The organism is Myroides gitamensis (genome assembly GCF_029894455.1).
In the GTDB taxonomy this organism is placed as follows: domain Bacteria; phylum Bacteroidota; class Bacteroidia; order Flavobacteriales; family Flavobacteriaceae; genus Flavobacterium; species Flavobacterium odoratum.
In genome coordinates, this window is record NZ_JARYHN010000001.1 from 2,530,752 (window position 1) to 2,546,364 (window position 15,613).

Genomic DNA, 15,613 nt, shown 5'->3' on the forward strand with positions numbered 1-15,613 from the left:
TTGTTGATTTTTACAATCTTTCTCCCAATTGTTTCACCATTTTATTTTTCCAAGCGGCAAATGTACCTGCTAAGATTTGTTCACGTGCTTCACGAACCAACCACATATAGAAACCTAAATTGTGAATAGAAGCAATTTGTTTTCCTAGTGATTCATTAGCTGCAAATAAGTGACGTAAATAGGCTTTTGAGTATTCTGTATCTACCCAAGTATGTCCCATTGCATCAATTGGAGAGAAATCATCCTCCCATTTTTTATTTTTGATATTGATAATTCCTTCAGATGTAAACAACATTCCATTTCTCGCATTACGCGTTGGCATTACACAGTCAAACATATCAATACCCAAGGCAATATTTTCTAAGATATTAATTGGCGTACCAACCCCCATTAAATATCTTGGTTTATCTTCAGGTAAAATAGAAGTAACCACATCAGTCATTGCGTACATTTCTTCTGCAGGTTCCCCTACAGATAATCCACCGATGGCATTTCCTTCTGCTCCAACATTAGCAATATACTCTGCTGATTGTTGGCGTAAATCTTTATATGTACTTCCTTGAACAATTGGAAATAAGGCTTGCGAATATCCGTATAGTTCTGGTGTTTTATTAAAATGTGTCACGCAACGATCTAACCAACGGTGCGTCATGTGCATTGAACGTTTTGCATAGCGGTAATCACATGGATAAGGCGTACACTCATCAAAAGCCATGATGATATCCGCTCCAATTGCACGTTGAACTTCCATTACGTTTTCTGGAGAGAAAAAGTGATATGAACCATCAATGTGCGATTTAAATTTCACACCTTCTTCCTTGATTTTTCTGTTAGCAGAAAGCGAATACACTTGGAATCCACCACTATCTGTTAGAATATTGCGGTCCCAATTCATGAATTTATGCAAACCACCTGCTTGCTTTAAGATTTCTACTTTTGGTCGTAGATATAAATGATAGGTATTTCCTAGAATAATATCAGGATTAATTTCTTCTTTTAGCTCACGTTGGTGCACTCCTTTTACTGTTGCTACCGTTCCAACGGGCATGAAAATAGGCGTTTCAATAACACCGTGATCCGTCGTAATTTTTCCAGCACGCGCACGTGACTGAACATCAGTATGTAATAATTCGAACTTCATATTGTCTATTTACAGCTTGCAAAGATAATTTAAAACTAGTCATCAAGCCTAGTTTTAATATTTTTTTCTATTTTCTAAAAAACACGGTATTTCAATAGTAAAGCAATAACGATTGGAGCACCAAAAATAGCGGTAATGGCATTAATGGGTAAAATCGCCTGTGCGTGTACTTGTGTGAGCATATCACAAAGTAAAAGCAAAATACTCCCCAGCAACATACAAGCGCCAATTAACGTGCGATGGGTGTTTGTTTTCCACAACATACGCGCCATATGCGGTACAGCTAATCCAATAAAGGCAATAGGTCCGACAAAGGCTGTTGCTCCACCCGCCAATAAACTCGTGGTGATAATAATTAAATTTCTCGTTTGCTTCACGTTTATTCCCAAGGAAGCTGCATACGCATCTCCTAGCAATAAGGCATCTAATCTTCGGATTAAAAATAGGGATAATCCGACACCTATGCTAACAACAAATAAAAAAAGTAGTATCATTTCTTGTGTCAAATTTCCCAAACTTCCCGACATCCACACAACATATTTTTTTAGCTGATCCGCTTCACTAAAATAGGTCAGTATCGCTATAATGGCATTGGCAAAACTTCCAAACATTAACCCAACAATTAGTACTGTAACGGAACTTTTTACCCGATGAGATACGGCTAAAATGAGTAGTAGCAAAAGTAAACTCCCTACAATAGCAGTACTAAGTAAGGTATAACTAGACATTAAATAAGGCGCGATAAATGCGGGAAGTAGTGTACCTCCCATCAAGACTAAAGCGACCCCTAGCCCTGCACCTGCGCTAATTCCCAATACATAGGACTCGGCCATAGGATTGCGAAACAGCGTTTGCATCAATAAACCACTTAACGCTAAGGCAATACCAACCAAAATAGCGACAAAAGCCTTGGGTAAACGATAATGCAGTACAATATACTCCCATGAGGCTTTTGTTCCTTCTTGCCCTGTGAGAATGCGAATGACCTCTTTAAAGGGGATGTGTACACTGCCCCAAGAAAGATTTACAATCAATAGGAATACGACCAATACTATTCCCAATCCCCAACTTGCTTTTGGTATGTTCATTTACTGCAATTGTCGATAAAAAAACGGTTGATAATCTGGTAATAGTTCTGGATGAAATATTTGAATAAGGTCTTTTACAACCAAATCCGGTCGAAGCGGTCCCCACTCATAAAAGAGCGCCCCTCCTGTTTTTCCTTTCGTTGGAGCAAAAGAATATACATTGCCTTTTTTGAATGCCTCAAATTCTTTATAGTGTGGATTAGCAACTGCTAAATCACTCAACGATTCATAATGACCTGGATTAATCCAAAAATCAGCGTGTTGTCCTTTTTCAAGTACTTGTTCAAAAGACAGGGCTAAACTCCCTACTCCTGGTGTATCTTTCCACAGATAATCCGCTTTTGCATCTTTAAAATACACGGCTGCCCAGCTATTCCCTTCTGGCAAATACCAAACATCGGAATACATCACTCCACTGACTACAGTCGGTTTAGTTTTTGCATTTTTTACCAGTTCTAAAGCGGCTGTATAATCTGTCACAATATTCTCAAAAAATTGATTGGCTTCCTTTTCTTTGTCATACAAGACACCGAACAACTTGATCCATTCTGCTTTGCCCAAAGGATTTTGTTCAGTCCAATCCCCATTATATAAGACAGGAATACCAGCTTGTTCAATTGTATGTAAGGCTTTATTACCATTATCCATTGCAAATGCCATGAATACATCAGGTGCTGCATCGACAATCACTTCTACATTCAGTGTTTCATTTTGTCCTAATTCACGAATATGCCCTCGATCAATCTCTTGTCGAACGGATTCAGTAGAGATATAATCTAGTCCTGCAAAACCAATAAGCGATTGCACTTCATCTAAGGTTGAAATAGCTGGAATATGCGTAGTCGATGTACAGGCAATGGTTTGAATGGGAATTTGAATTTGTGTATACTGTTTGAGAGAATCAGGCACTTGTGCTTGTTCTCTTTTTAAAACATAGGTAAACTGCTCTTTTGCTGATGCCCAAGGTTGGGTGATTTGAACCACATAAATACCATCATAGGCCTTTAGGGTGAATCCCTTAGCATACGTAATAAGAGATTGCGGTGTGGATTGCTCTACTTGTGCTGCCGTCTTGTCTTTGCATTCAGTGAACAAAAGCAACAAAGTTAATCCCAAACAATAAAAAGCTATTTTTTTCATTTACACTTGTGTTTACTATGCAAAAATAAACTTATTTATTCGATTGGAAGGCGAAGGTTGTTTTTTGTGGAGGTGGTTAGAGGGTGAGACGGTGAAATCGAAACGCAGTGTAGATTCATCGAACACCAAAACCAATATAAACTAGGTGAGATAGAAGGTGTGAAGGTGTCGACCTCACCAATCTCACCACCTCACCAATCTCACCAACTCACCAATCTCACCACCTCATCAATCTCACCACCTCATCAATCTCACCATCTCACCAATCTCATCGTCTCACCAATCTCACCCCCCCCAAAAAAAAAAGGCTATCCTTTCAAATAAAAGGATAGCCGAAACCAGAAACGTTAATTAATATAAAGTCGTTTAATCTTAAACTTTATGTCTTTCTTTTTGTAAAATCTAAATTGGAACTTGATCGTTTCTAACCATAAACGAATAAAAACTTCTTTGGAGTTTTTTCCAATTAATCGAGCATAGTGCTCTGCCATCTTTTCAATATCATTGATATTGGTGGTTAGATGCGCTAAATTTTTCATGCGATGGGAAAACGACATTTCTTGATCAAATTTCATTCGATTTAAATCGACCAAATAAAATATATAAGTTCCATCGGGTTGTTTTTTAATCAGTGTGTTTCCTGGCGAATGATCTAAAAACTTAATTCCCTTTTCATGTAAACCATAAGAAAAACGAACAAATTCTTCCAAAATAACATCCCGATCAGGATAGTTTTTTTGCATAATTAAATCGCGATAGGTAATTTCTGTCTCGACGAGTTCCGAAATATAATAGGTATTCCGAATGGTTGTGGCCGTACTGTATTCAAAATACGCTACCGCTTGTGGGTTAGCTACCCCCAATTCCTTTAGTTTTTCAGCGTGTTCAAACGATCGCAATCCTTTGGGTTTTCTAAAAAACTTATACACGCGTTTATTAAATTCATTGGGAATTTTAAAGGATTTAATAGCTACTCGTTGACCAGTTGATAAGGTTGCTAGTTTAATTGAGTTTCTACCTCCTTTAAAAAGATACGTAGTTAATGCATCATAGTTTTCAATTAGGTTTGTTAATTCTTCTTGTTGGTTTTGATATAAGGGGTGAATGCGTTGATTTACCCTTAGTTGAGTCATAATTTAATTGATTTTTAATTCTATACTAAGATACGGCTATTCTAGGACACCCGTTTTTACTCCACAAACAACACAAACACCTACAAAACAACTAGTTACAAATAAAAAATATCCCTATTCCATATTTTATCTCTTTTAAATTACTACCATTAAATTAAGAACTCCCTCTAACTAAAAAACATAAACAACTCATTTACTTAAACTTATCCTCTATTTTAAGCCTTTTTAATACATCTTATTCATTCACTATTCCTTCTTTTTAGCCTCTCTTTCGTTTCGTTCACTTTTATGGATATCATTCTTTTTTAATCTTAAGCATTTGTTTTTCGTGATTAATCTCACACTTCCTTGTCATTAACACATCTTTAGTTTGAAACATTCCGAACTAAAAAGTAAAATACATACTTTTGTATCCTTTCTTTCCTGTTAATGCTCAAACAGGACAAAATTGTTAAAAATAGTTAAACAAAAAAGCCCATTGTAGTAACCTCATGAAATATTTTTTTTGTTTTTTATACTACAATCCTATTATTTGCGTTAAGAGAATAGTAGAAAATAAGCCCTTAAAAAGCGAGTTTTCTGGGTATAAAACGGATGGCTAATACGCTTTTACAGTAAATGAATCACGTAGAATACGCGATTTCAATGTTAATTAAGGAGTTGACCTATAAATTTTACGGATTACCTCTTGTTTATTTCAGAATAAAAACTAATTTTGAGAAAGATAAAAATTAACATTTTATTAAACTTTCACTTTTGTGTAATACTAATACTATGCAACTAAATATGAAAAAACTTTTATTTCTAGCACTATCATTATCAATCCTTTCAACATCTTGTAGTACATCGGATGATCCATTTGTAGAAGTACCACAGGCTCCAAACCTTGACAATGGTTTACTTATTTTAAATCAAGGAGGTTTACAGTTTAATGATGCATCTATAGGATTTTCAAGTTTTGCTTACGATAAATATCATGCTAATATTGCACAAACCGCAGACAAAGTATTAGGAGATCAAGCTCACAGTATGTCTTTCAAAGACAACAAAGCATTTGTTGTATTAAAAGGGTCTAATAAAGTTGAAATTTTCAATCGCTATACATTTAAACACGAAGGAACTATTACAGAAGGTTTAAATATGCCGTTGTACATTGCTTTCGCAAACAACAAAATATATGTTACGAATGAGGAAACACAATCGGTTAGTGTATATGATGCAAACTACAAATTCCTTAGTGACATTAAAATCAATGCACCAGTAGGTCAAATTTTAGCATGGCATACCAAATTGTATGTACAAAAAAATATTTCGGCTGATAAAAGTGAAATCGCTGTTATTGACGCAAACTCGAACATTACAAAAACAATTCCAGTAGAAAAAGAGTTGAAAGATCTTGTTACTTTAGGTGATTTTGTTTTTGCTATTTCAAGTACAAGTGATAAATCATTCTTCTATAAAATAGACGCACAAACGGACACAAAAGTAACTGAATTCTTCTCTACGAGAAATTCAGCAGCAAAGAACTTGCGTTTAGACAATAATGATTTGTACTACACTAGTAATAACTCCGTTTACAAATGGAATCCACATGATACAAATGTACAAGTTGCGGCTGTCTTAACCATTCCGGAAAAAGATTATAATGCGGCTTCTACCTTCTATGGTTTCAACGTAATTAAAAATACGATTTACATTGGCGATGCTGGAGATATGATGGATCCAAGTAAAGTTTCCATCTACCAAAATGGTAAAATGGTACAAAGTTTTACAGCGGGAATCTTAACAAGTAATTTCTACGCCAACTACAAATAATAGCAAAGAGTCCTTCGGGACTCTTTTTTATTTCCCCCTATTTCCATTATATTTCAAAAAAGCTATAATTGTTCCATTATATTTTCTATTTTTACTATAATATTAATTTAGTTCGCAAGAAATAATGAAGAACAAAAAAAATTTCACTTACTTCATTGGCGGTATATTGATTGTTAGCTTACTTGTATTGGTCATACAATCCCAGTATCTCAAAACAACACAAGCACCACCTTCAGAAACCAATCTCGGCACTTTTTCTAATCCAGAAGTTGCTTACCAGGAATGTAAAACTATTTTATCTGAAGTTTCGAGAGCCTTAAATACTAGCGATACAACTAATTAGAATACCATGAAACGAATCGTACCTTATTTGATCTGTTGTTTGATGTTGTTTTCAGCACAACTAACATTAGGTCAGGACAGCTTTTCAAAGTTTGAAAAAAACAAAAACATCAACAATGTTGTAGTCAATAAGAAGATGTTTGAAATGATGGCTAACGTAAAAGTAGAAGCAACGAACACCGAAGAAAAGCTCTATTTTGATTTAATCAAGAAACTAACCAGCTTACGCGTTTTTAATACCAAGACGCAAGAAGTAAAAAAAGAGATGACGTCAACTATTAATGAGTATGTGAAAGACAAAAATCTCAAAGAATTAGTAAACAAAAAAGACAGTGATTCTAAAATTATCATTTACATTGACCAAACAGGGACGAACCAAAATATTTCAGAACTGGTGATGTACAATGACAGTGTGGATCCAACTAAAGAAACCGTTTTAGTTCTCATCACAGGAAATTTCAGCTTAAAAGAACTTTCCTCCTTAACGAAGAAAATGAATTTACCACTAGGAAATACCCTAGACAAGCTATAAAAACAGACGCTCCTTTTAAACAAAGGGGCGTTTTTTTATTATTTACAACAAACAACTGATATTTATCAGACTATATTAATATTATTTTTCATAAATTAGTACAGAATAACATAAATAAACACGTATTATGAACTTAATGAATTTACCTCTGTACAATTTTGCTAATGGCACATTTATGATCATTATCTTTGGATTAGTATGTGTGGGACTTGTCGTAGCAATCTTCATGTTTATGGGAGGAAGCCCAAAAAAGGAAGATGAAGAAGAAGAAAACAAACTAGACTAAGAAAAAGACGATATACCATTCACGTGAAAAAAAAATTGTGATGTGCGACCATCACAATTTCTTTTTCAGCACATAGCAAGCTAAATTGCTTTGTCTTTTTATGTTTACATTGCGGTACACAGTTCGATTAAGAAACCGTTGCAATCTGTGAAATAGGCCACTGTTTGCCCCCATGGTTTCACCTTTACTGGCTCATATAATGAAGCTCCAGCTGCTACTGCTCGCTGTACTGCTTGCTCAACATCTTCTACTACAAACCCCAACTCGATTCCCATTACACGGTCTTTACTCACAGCTGTAAATCCTTTGGATAAATTAGTCTGTGCCAATTCCACTGCTGCAAAGGCCAAAGTGGTATCTCCTGAAATTAATTCGGCATAATCTCCTTCTGGGGTAATGAACTTGCGTTCAAATCCAAAAGCACTTTCGTAAAATGCAACGGTTACTTCAACCTGTTTTACATACATAATGGTATAGCTGTACTTGATCATTTTTGGTCTTTTTCTACTCAAAGATACAACTAGATTCTAGCATTAAAATCACAAAAAAGCCGATTTTTTCTCATTCTTATCGTTTTCTAACCTAGCATTAAATTTCTTTAATGTTAATTTTCAAACACTTATAAGTTTTACTTTTGTTGTAAAATGCACAAGTTATGAACATATTATTGGTTGAAGATGAGGCAAATGTGTCTAATTTTATTCGCAAAGGATTAGAAGAAAGTCAACATAAAGTAACCTTGGCTTATGAGGGTTTCATGGGGTTAAAATTAGCGATGGAACACGAATTTGACCTCATTATTTTAGATGTGATTCTCCCAAACATCAATGGGTTTGATCTCTGTCAGGAAATCAAAAAACACAAATCAGATACACCTGTATTAATGCTGACAGCCCTTTCTACTCTACATGATAAAATCAAGGGTTTCAATATGGGAGCGGATGATTACTTGACAAAACCTTTTCATTATGAAGAGCTTTTACTGCGTATCAATGCCTTGACTCGTCGCATGAAGATGGCTGTTCCCAGTTTAGAATATACCGTTGATAATTTAGTTATGAATTGCTTTCAGAAAAAAGTGTACCGCGATCAGGTTGAGATCAACTTAACCCAAAAAGAATATCATTTATTGGAATACTTTCTCCTCAACAAAAACCGCGTCTTGAGTCGCGCGCAAATTGCAGAGGCTGTATGGGGTATTGATTTTGACCGAGGAACCAACCTCATCGATGTATACATCAATTACCTGAGAAGAAAGCTAAACAAAAACCAAGAGACGACGCTGATTCAAACCGTCATTGGTATGGGGTACATTTTAAAAGACGAACAATGAAAATAAGAACCCGACTTTCCTTACAATTTATCGGTTTATTTGCCATCTTACTTTTAGGGGTACTGACCTCTATTTATTTTGTTGTTGCCACCCAATGGAAAAAGAATTTCTTTCGCCAATTAGAAGATCGCGCTATTACTGTAGGGCATAATTATTTAGCGGAAGACAATTTCACTAAGGCTGAATACGATGAAGTACTACGCAAATTTCCACGTACCTTACCCAAAGAGCAAATTCGCATTTATACCTCTTCTTTTGAACCCACCTATATTGCTGAACAAGAATTGCGCTGGGACAAAGTGCTCCTGCAACAAATTTACACCCATAAAAAAGTACAATTTCAACAAGAGGGTGATTTCATTGTAGGGATTTTCTATGAGGATAATTCTGGAAATTATATTATTGTGGCCAAAGCAACCAATGACAATGGAGAAAAAGCGCTACAACAATTGCGCAGTATCATGCTTTTTAGTCTTTTGATTGCTTTAATCATTACGTTTATATTGTCGCGCATTTTCTCGAATTCCCTATTAAACCCCATCAAGAGCATCATCAATCACGTTCAGGATAAAGACGTAGAAAATTTAGTTCAACCCATTCCCGTTGACCATATGTCCAAGGATGAAATTAAAACCTTAAGCGATACCATCAATATGTTGTTTTTGCGTTTGCATACTTCTTTTGACAACCAGCAATCTTTTGTTTCTCATGCCTCTCATGAGCTCAAAACGCCAATTGCTTCTATGATGGGCAATGCGGAAATTGCGTTGCGCAGTCCGCGTACAGACGTCGAATACCAAGAAGTATTGGCAGGTATAGTTAAAGATGCCAGTCACATCAATCGCATCATCAATAATTTATTGACCTTATCCCAATTAAACAACGCGCGTTATTCGCTGCAAGAAACGTCTTTTGAAACTTTTTGGTGGACCTTAATCGATCATTTGGTTGCTACCCAAAAAGATGTAAACCTCAACCTAGCCATAGAAACACAAGAAGAATTATATGCACTGTATTTTAATGGAAATTCTCATTTGCTTGAGCTCGCACTTTCCAATATCATCCTCAATGCCCATAAATTTTCTCATCAAGCTCCCATCCAATTGACCTTGCGCACAACAGCAAACGATATTCTGATCCTTATTGAAGATCAAGGAATTGGCATCATCAAAGAGGATCTGGATAAGTTATTCCTTCCTTTTTTCCGTTCTCCTAATGCTTTGGGGATTAAAGGAACTGGATTAGGGTTGTCTTTGGCTTATAAAATTATTGAATTACACCAGGGGAGTTTAACGGTTCACTCGATTCTTCATCAAGGAACAACCGTGACCATCCGCCTGCCCAAACGAATGAAAACAGCAGATTAATTTTTTTTAATCTCATTTTAATCTCTCCTTTATCTCGGTTTAAAGTCCTTTTAATCTCGTCCTACTAGGTTTGTCTTCTAATTTAATTGCAAACCACAATGCGTAAAACAAAAAGACTCTTAGCCACCTTACTCTTTTGTTTCAGCTTATTGAGTGCACAAGCACATGATAAAAAAACGCCGATTTTAGTGCGAGATGCTGAAACATTACTCCCTTTACCTGGAGTGACGATTGAGAATATGAGCAAAAAAGAATATAGTTTCACTTTAGAGGATGGTTCCTTTGACCTACAAGTAGAAGAAAAAGAAACCATCCAATTGCGATTGTCTTACTTAGGATATCAAGAGCAATTCATCACCATTGACGGTACTAGCCTACCGGAAACTATTGATTTACTTATTGAAGAAAACGTCTTAGACGGCATTATCATAACGGGATATACCAAACAATCAAAAGGAAGAACAACAGGTGCTGTAGGAAAAATTGAAGCAAAAGCACTCAATCAATTACAGGTTAGCTCAATGGATCAAGCCCTACAGGGACAAGTTCCAGGTTTGTATGTTGCTTCACCATCTGGACAACCAGGCACACCAGGCCGTGTTACCATCCGCGGAATTGGTTCCTTACAAGATGAAAATACCAATCCGCTTTACATCTTAAATGGCATGCCTATTTCGCCAGAGACCTTTACCTCTCTTCCTCCCGAAGACTTTGAGGATATTACGGTTTTAAAGGATGCAGCTGCGACTGCTCAATACGGTTCTAGAGGAGCCAATGGTGTTATTGTGATTACTTCGAAAAAAGGGATGGCCAATACCCCTTTACAAGTAACTTATCAAACCCAATATGGTTTTGCACAAGCCAACAACAGCAAATGGGATATGATGAATACCAACCAACGCTTGGAATTTGAAGAATTATTACAAGATCCTGATTTACCAGGATGGGCGTATTCTCAAAAAAATCCATACAAAATAGTGAATGGCACAACCGTTGCCAAAACGGATGAAGATTATATAAATGATGTACAACGGTTGAATCAAATCAGACAAACCAATATCGATTGGCGTAAAAAGATTTTGCGCAAAGGGATTATTCAATCCCACGCCTTGAGTTTAACCAGTGGAAATGAAAAAACACAACACTATACTGCTTTCAATTATTACAAGCAAGAAGGTGTTTTGTATAATTCAGGCTTAGAACGATTTAATATTAACTCCAATATTCACCACCAAAGTAAACGATTTAAAGCTGATTTTTTCATCAACTTGGCACAAAGCAACAGTAAAGAGTCGGAATCAGATTTTGACGTCAGCGAAACCAACCCTGTAGCCTCTCTTTACTTTGCTTTGCCTTATGAAAATCCCTATGATGAAAATGGGCAATTGCAACCAGGTGCTAATCGCTTCGGAACAAATGCATTGGCCATGTATCAAGATGTGAATCGAAAAACGATTGGTTTAAAAGGAGTGCTCTCTGGGAATTTCTCTTATGCCTTAACGGATGAATTGAAATTAACCTCAACGCTTGGGGTGGATTATAGTAAATACTCCAATACCCACATCATCAAACCCGATACCTATTTTGGTGAATTAGTTGAAGAAGGTGGACAAGGGATGTACAGCCAAGGCGATCAAAATAAAATCAGTACGATGAGTAATTTTGGTTTCAACTATAGAACCCAATGGGACAACCATGAAGTAGAAGCCATTGGATTAGTAGAAATGAATCGCTATAAATACGATTACCACGGATTTACTGGATTTGGACTAATTAACGGATTGGATCAAACGCCTTCAGGTATCACACCTGGAACACCAGAAAACGATTTTATTCCCAAAGTAGAAGGTGGTGCATCAGAAAACCTATTGGTTTCTCAAATCGCCTTATTGCGTTATTCGTATGAAAATAAATACACCCTGAGTGGTAGTGTAAGACGCGATGGTTCTTCTCGTGTTCCTTCAGCGAATCGCTACAAGTATTTCTATGCATTAGGCGGAAACTGGAACATGAAATACGAAGATTTCCTTATTGACAACGAAGTAATCTCTACTGCAAGAATGCGTATTAGTTACGGATTAACTGGAAATGCCAATGGGTTCGCTAGTGATTTTGGTTACCGTCGTTTATATGGCCCTGGACAATACAATGGGCAAACGGGATTGGTGCCAACAACACCAGGGAATGCCAACTACAACTGGGAGATGAATCGAATTTTCGATCTGGGTCTTGAAGTGGGATTCTTTAAAAATCGCCTCGTTGCAGAAATTGATTTCTACAACCGAATTACGAGTGATTTATTTATTGACCGCACCTTATCTATGACTTCTGGCTTTGAATCCCTTCCTTCTAATCTAGGAAAAATTCGCAACCGAGGCATAGAGTTCAAAATCGCTGGAGATATTATTAGACAGGGAGATTTCACTTGGAATATGGGGCTTAACCTGGCTTTCAACAAGAATAAAATCCTCAGCTTAGGAGAGGAAGACGATATCGTCACTGAAGATTACTCCATCCATCAGGTAGGAAAATCATTGGGACACTTTTATATGGTGCGTTGGGCAGGCGTGAACTCCCAAACAGGAGCACCTCAATATTTAGACAAAGAAGGCAATATTACGGATGTTTATGATCCAGAAAATGCCGTTTTAGTGAAAGGGAGCTTTGATCCCTCTTGGAAAGGTGGAATCACGACGAGTTTCCGATACAAGAACGTAGAAGTAAGTGCGTTATTTTCGTTCATCAAAGGAATGTATCGTTTGAATACGGGAGAGTTCTATCGTACCTCAGCGGATCCGAATTACCGCATTTACAACCAATCGACTAGCATGTTAGATTTCTGGCAAAAACCAGGAGATGAAAGCAGTAATCCACATCCAAGCCACACCAGATACTTAACTGATCGTGAGCTACAACGTGCAGATTATCTGAAACTGAGAAATTTAAACGTCAACTACAAATTCACTGATTTGGGTAGAGCAGGTAAATTCATCAAAGAAGTAAATGTCTTTGCACAAGGGTCGAATTTAATTACCTGGACCAAATGGAAAGGACAAGATCCTGAAGATGACAACAATTGGTACCAATATGAATACCCTCTTCCTCGCACTATCACAGCAGGTTTAAAAGTAATTTTCTAAAAGATAATACAGATGCATACAACAACATATACCCTAAGAAACAGCTTCCTTCTTCTACTCACTCTTGTCTTTTTGGCGAGTTGTGATCGCATGTTAGATCTTGATCCGAAGGAAAATGTGGATTCCGATCAGATTTACAAATCCGTACGCTACTTTGAATATGGTGTAGTCGGAGTTTACAACAACTTACACTTGGAAAACTCTACCTTATTGGGATCCATTATGGCGGATGAATGTAAATTGAGTAGTGAGAATACAGGAGTAGACGGTTATGCCGTTCACCTGAACCGATGGACCTATAGCTCAGATGATGAAATCCTTCATGAAACGTGGAAAGATTACTATCATGCCCTTTATAAAATCAATACACTATTGGAAAATAAAGATCGCGTACCACAAGAATCTGCGGAAGATAAGGAAGCTATGGCGATATTGGAAGGAGAATTAAAAGGATTGCGTGCTATGGTTCACTTTGAACTGCATCGCATCTTTGGTGATTCTGATGCAAAAAAGGGACACACTTTGACTATTCCTTATGTTACGAGTACCGATTTATTTCAAAAACCAGGAAAAACGCCCCTAGCTGACTTTTATACTCTTGTATGGAAAGACTTGCAAGCTGCAGAAGAACACTTGACGAATACGCATGCGCCGACTCGATTTTCACTAGATGCTACTTATGCTTTAGCTGCACGAGTAGCCCTTTACCAAAAAGAGTATCCTCGAGCCATTACCTATGCAACAAAAGTCATGACGCAATATGCCTTAGCTACAAAGGAGCAATACACTGCCTTATGGAGAGCCAATCAAACGGCAGAAGTGATTTTCAAATTGGCAAGAAACAATGAAGATGACCTACGTCCCAATACCCTATGGTACAACTTCAATACGGGAAAGAGTTTGTTTTATGGTTCAACGAAACTAATCCAATCCTATGAGGAAGAAGACGTGCGTTTCTCGCTTTTCTTTGGAGAAGAGCAGGCGAATCAAATTGCCAAATACTCCGGAGAAGGAAATGAGAATCGCATCAGTGATTTACCCGTATTTCGCCTAGCAGAAGTATATTTGATTCGCGCAGAAGCCTATTTCCGAACAGGTGCTACTGCGTTGGGAATACGCGATATGCAAGCGCTAATAGAGGCACGAATGGGAGAAGAAATCACGATAACGGAATTGGATGAATCTGTTATTTTAACAGAGCGATTCAAGGAATTAGCCTTCGAAGGACATCGTTACTTTGACTTAAAGCGATTAGGGCAACCCCTGGAACGAAATACAGAAGATTTAGCCGCCGCTACGGATAGTAAACAACTGCTTTTTGGTAGCCCATTATATCAATTGCCTATTCCGTTGAAAGAAGTACAGAGTAATCCTAATTTGTGAGGTTTGTTTTTCGTGAGGTTTGTTTTTTGTGAGATCGTGAAATCGTAAGATTTATCGATTAAAGAAGTAACGCTGTTTTAATCGAAAATTTACTTCTCTCGCTTTCCTACTTTCTCCTCTCCAATTGATTTGGGAGGGTTATGGTTATGGTTATGAGTGATGGGTTATGGGTTAAGAGCATTCTTTCTTTAATCGACAATTCTTCAAAAAAGCAAAAAAACAAAAAAGCAAAATATAAAAAGCCCTTAGTGTTTACTAAGGGCTTTTTATATTTTATAATTCTTTATCCTTCAAAATCTCCACAATCGTGTACTTCAAATGTTTCTAACAAACTGCGCAACGTATAAAAAGAAGCTTCTCTAAACATCGATTCATCAATTTCTTCACCAATGACCTTCAAACTATATACTGGATATTCATCTACTTGTTCAAATACAAAGGTATGAGATTGGGTGCGAATGCTAATTTGCTTGCCTTTTTCTTCCACTGATTCTATGGTATATGAAACCTGACTGTGTAAATCACATGCATTCATCAAATTAATCATCTCTCCATCAATTAAGATGTTCACCACATCACATGCATAACAGTTTCCTCCAAATTCTAATCCGTATTTGGTTGTTACGTCTTTAGAAGCGGGTTCAACAATCTCCATGGGAACAAGCAATTCACTGCTTATCTTTTTCAATGCAGCCGTACTTTCAAAAGCTTTAGCAACTTCTTCTTTGGTTGTTGCTTGATGGGCAGGTGCTTCTTGTTGTGTATTTTGTTTACACGCTAGGGTAAACAGGCATACGATGGCTAATGTCAATAGTTTTTTCATGTGAGTCGGTTTACTACAAAGGTAGTATTTCTGGCGTGAAAGTTAATACAGTTCTTGTAATTTACGTGCTGTTTTGGCAACTAATCGAAA

The 15,613-nt window shown here is 36.9% G+C and carries 13 protein-coding genes; 7 read left to right on the forward strand and 6 right to left on the reverse strand.

Features of this window, described 5'->3' with window-relative positions; genetic code table 11:
* Positions 1 to 10 precede the first annotated feature (10 nt).
* The 4 genes from tgt to M2306_RS11215 form a co-directional block, all read right to left on the reverse strand.
* The gene (gene tgt / locus M2306_RS11200) at positions 11 to 1,141 is read right to left on the reverse strand and encodes a tRNA guanosine(34) transglycosylase Tgt (RefSeq protein ID WP_115092566.1); all 1,131 of its coding nucleotides are present in this window, start codon (positions 1,139 to 1,141) and stop codon (positions 11 to 13) included.
* Positions 1,142 to 1,215: 74 nt separating this feature from the next.
* Entirely contained in the window at positions 1,216 to 2,229 is a 1,014-nt protein-coding gene (locus M2306_RS11205; RefSeq protein ID WP_115092565.1) for a FecCD family ABC transporter permease, read from the reverse strand.
* On the reverse strand, positions 2,230 to 3,369 hold the full coding sequence (locus M2306_RS11210) for an ABC transporter substrate-binding protein (RefSeq protein ID WP_259187824.1): 1,140 nt from the start codon (positions 3,367 to 3,369) through the stop codon (positions 2,230 to 2,232).
* A gap of 347 nt (positions 3,370 to 3,716) precedes the next feature.
* Positions 3,717 to 4,502, reverse strand: coding sequence for a lipopolysaccharide kinase InaA family protein (locus M2306_RS11215; protein WP_259187823.1), 786 nt, complete (start codon positions 4,500 to 4,502; stop codon positions 3,717 to 3,719).
* A 786-nt stretch (positions 4,503 to 5,288) separates the two neighbouring features.
* Between M2306_RS11215 and M2306_RS11220 the strand changes: the two genes are divergently transcribed.
* The 3 genes from M2306_RS11220 (at position 5,289) to M2306_RS11230 (ending at position 7,477) form a co-directional block, all read left to right on the forward strand.
* Positions 5,289 to 6,317, forward strand: a complete 1,029-nt coding sequence (locus M2306_RS11220; RefSeq protein ID WP_236594065.1) for a YncE family protein — start codon at positions 5,289 to 5,291, stop codon at positions 6,315 to 6,317.
* Positions 6,318 to 6,666: 349 nt separating this feature from the next.
* Positions 6,667 to 7,191, forward strand: a complete 525-nt coding sequence (locus tag M2306_RS11225; protein ID WP_259187822.1) for a GFO_1090 family protein — start codon at positions 6,667 to 6,669, stop codon at positions 7,189 to 7,191.
* A gap of 127 nt (positions 7,192 to 7,318) precedes the next feature.
* The gene (locus tag M2306_RS11230; RefSeq protein ID WP_002990180.1) at positions 7,319 to 7,477 is read left to right on the forward strand and encodes a hypothetical protein; all 159 of its coding nucleotides are present in this window, start codon (positions 7,319 to 7,321) and stop codon (positions 7,475 to 7,477) included.
* A gap of 104 nt (positions 7,478 to 7,581) precedes the next feature.
* Here the strand turns inward: M2306_RS11230 and M2306_RS11235 are convergent, their stop codons facing one another.
* Positions 7,582 to 7,968, reverse strand: coding sequence for a VOC family protein (locus M2306_RS11235; protein ID WP_259187821.1), 387 nt, complete (start codon positions 7,966 to 7,968; stop codon positions 7,582 to 7,584).
* Between the two features lie 164 nt (positions 7,969 to 8,132).
* Here M2306_RS11235 and M2306_RS11240 point away from each other — a divergent pair, with 164 nt between their 5' ends.
* The 4 genes from M2306_RS11240 to M2306_RS11255 all read left to right on the forward strand — a co-directional run bounded on the left by M2306_RS11240 (position 8,133) and on the right by M2306_RS11255 (position 14,700).
* Positions 8,133 to 8,810 (forward strand): response regulator transcription factor, encoded by a 678-nt coding sequence (locus M2306_RS11240; RefSeq protein ID WP_002990177.1) that lies wholly within the window; start codon positions 8,133 to 8,135, stop codon positions 8,808 to 8,810.
* A complete protein-coding gene (locus M2306_RS11245) occupies positions 8,807 to 10,177 on the forward strand; it encodes a sensor histidine kinase (RefSeq protein ID WP_115092559.1) in 1,371 nt (456 codons plus the stop codon). The genes M2306_RS11240 and M2306_RS11245 overlap by 4 nt, the downstream gene beginning before the upstream one ends.
* Positions 10,178 to 10,275: 98 nt before the next feature.
* Positions 10,276 to 13,317: a SusC/RagA family TonB-linked outer membrane protein gene (locus tag M2306_RS11250; RefSeq protein ID WP_259187820.1), complete on the forward strand. Its 3,042-nt coding sequence runs from the start codon at positions 10,276 to 10,278 to the stop codon at positions 13,315 to 13,317.
* Positions 13,318 to 13,329: 12 nt separating this feature from the next.
* Complete coding sequence (locus M2306_RS11255) at positions 13,330 to 14,700, forward strand: RagB/SusD family nutrient uptake outer membrane protein (protein WP_259187819.1); 1,371 nt, start codon at positions 13,330 to 13,332, stop codon at positions 14,698 to 14,700.
* Between the two features lie 283 nt (positions 14,701 to 14,983).
* Here M2306_RS11255 and M2306_RS11260 read toward each other — a convergent pair whose 3' ends face one another.
* Positions 14,984 to 15,523, reverse strand: a complete 540-nt coding sequence (locus M2306_RS11260; protein ID WP_115092556.1) for a hypothetical protein — start codon at positions 15,521 to 15,523, stop codon at positions 14,984 to 14,986.
* Positions 15,524 to 15,613 lie beyond the last annotated feature (90 nt).

Bases quoted from the DNA above. Each gene is read 5' to 3' on its own strand.
- M2306_RS11230 (WP_002990180.1), top strand. From the start codon at position 7,319: ATGAACTTAATGAATTTACCTCTGTACAATTTTGCTAATGGCACATTT.
- M2306_RS11240 (WP_002990177.1), top strand. From the start codon at position 8,133: ATGAACATATTATTGGTTGAAGATGAGGCAAATGTGTCTAATTTTATT.
- M2306_RS11260 (WP_115092556.1), bottom strand. From the start codon at position 15,523: ATGAAAAAACTATTGACATTAGCCATCGTATGCCTGTTTACCCTAGCG.
- M2306_RS11205 (WP_115092565.1), bottom strand. From the start codon at position 2,229: ATGAACATACCAAAAGCAAGTTGGGGATTGGGAATAGTATTGGTCGTA.
- M2306_RS11210 (WP_259187824.1), bottom strand. From the start codon at position 3,369: ATGAAAAAAATAGCTTTTTATTGTTTGGGATTAACTTTGTTGCTTTTG.
- tgt (WP_115092566.1), bottom strand. From the start codon at position 1,141: ATGAAGTTCGAATTATTACATACTGATGTTCAGTCACGTGCGCGTGCT.
- M2306_RS11220 (WP_236594065.1), top strand. From the start codon at position 5,289: ATGAAAAAACTTTTATTTCTAGCACTATCATTATCAATCCTTTCAACA.
- M2306_RS11215 (WP_259187823.1), bottom strand. From the start codon at position 4,502: ATGACTCAACTAAGGGTAAATCAACGCATTCACCCCTTATATCAAAAC.
- M2306_RS11250 (WP_259187820.1), top strand. From the start codon at position 10,276: ATGCGTAAAACAAAAAGACTCTTAGCCACCTTACTCTTTTGTTTCAGC.
- M2306_RS11255 (WP_259187819.1), top strand. From the start codon at position 13,330: ATGCATACAACAACATATACCCTAAGAAACAGCTTCCTTCTTCTACTC.
- M2306_RS11245 (WP_115092559.1), top strand. From the start codon at position 8,807: ATGAAAATAAGAACCCGACTTTCCTTACAATTTATCGGTTTATTTGCC.
- M2306_RS11225 (WP_259187822.1), top strand. From the start codon at position 6,667: ATGAAACGAATCGTACCTTATTTGATCTGTTGTTTGATGTTGTTTTCA.
- M2306_RS11235 (WP_259187821.1), bottom strand. From the start codon at position 7,968: ATGATCAAGTACAGCTATACCATTATGTATGTAAAACAGGTTGAAGTA.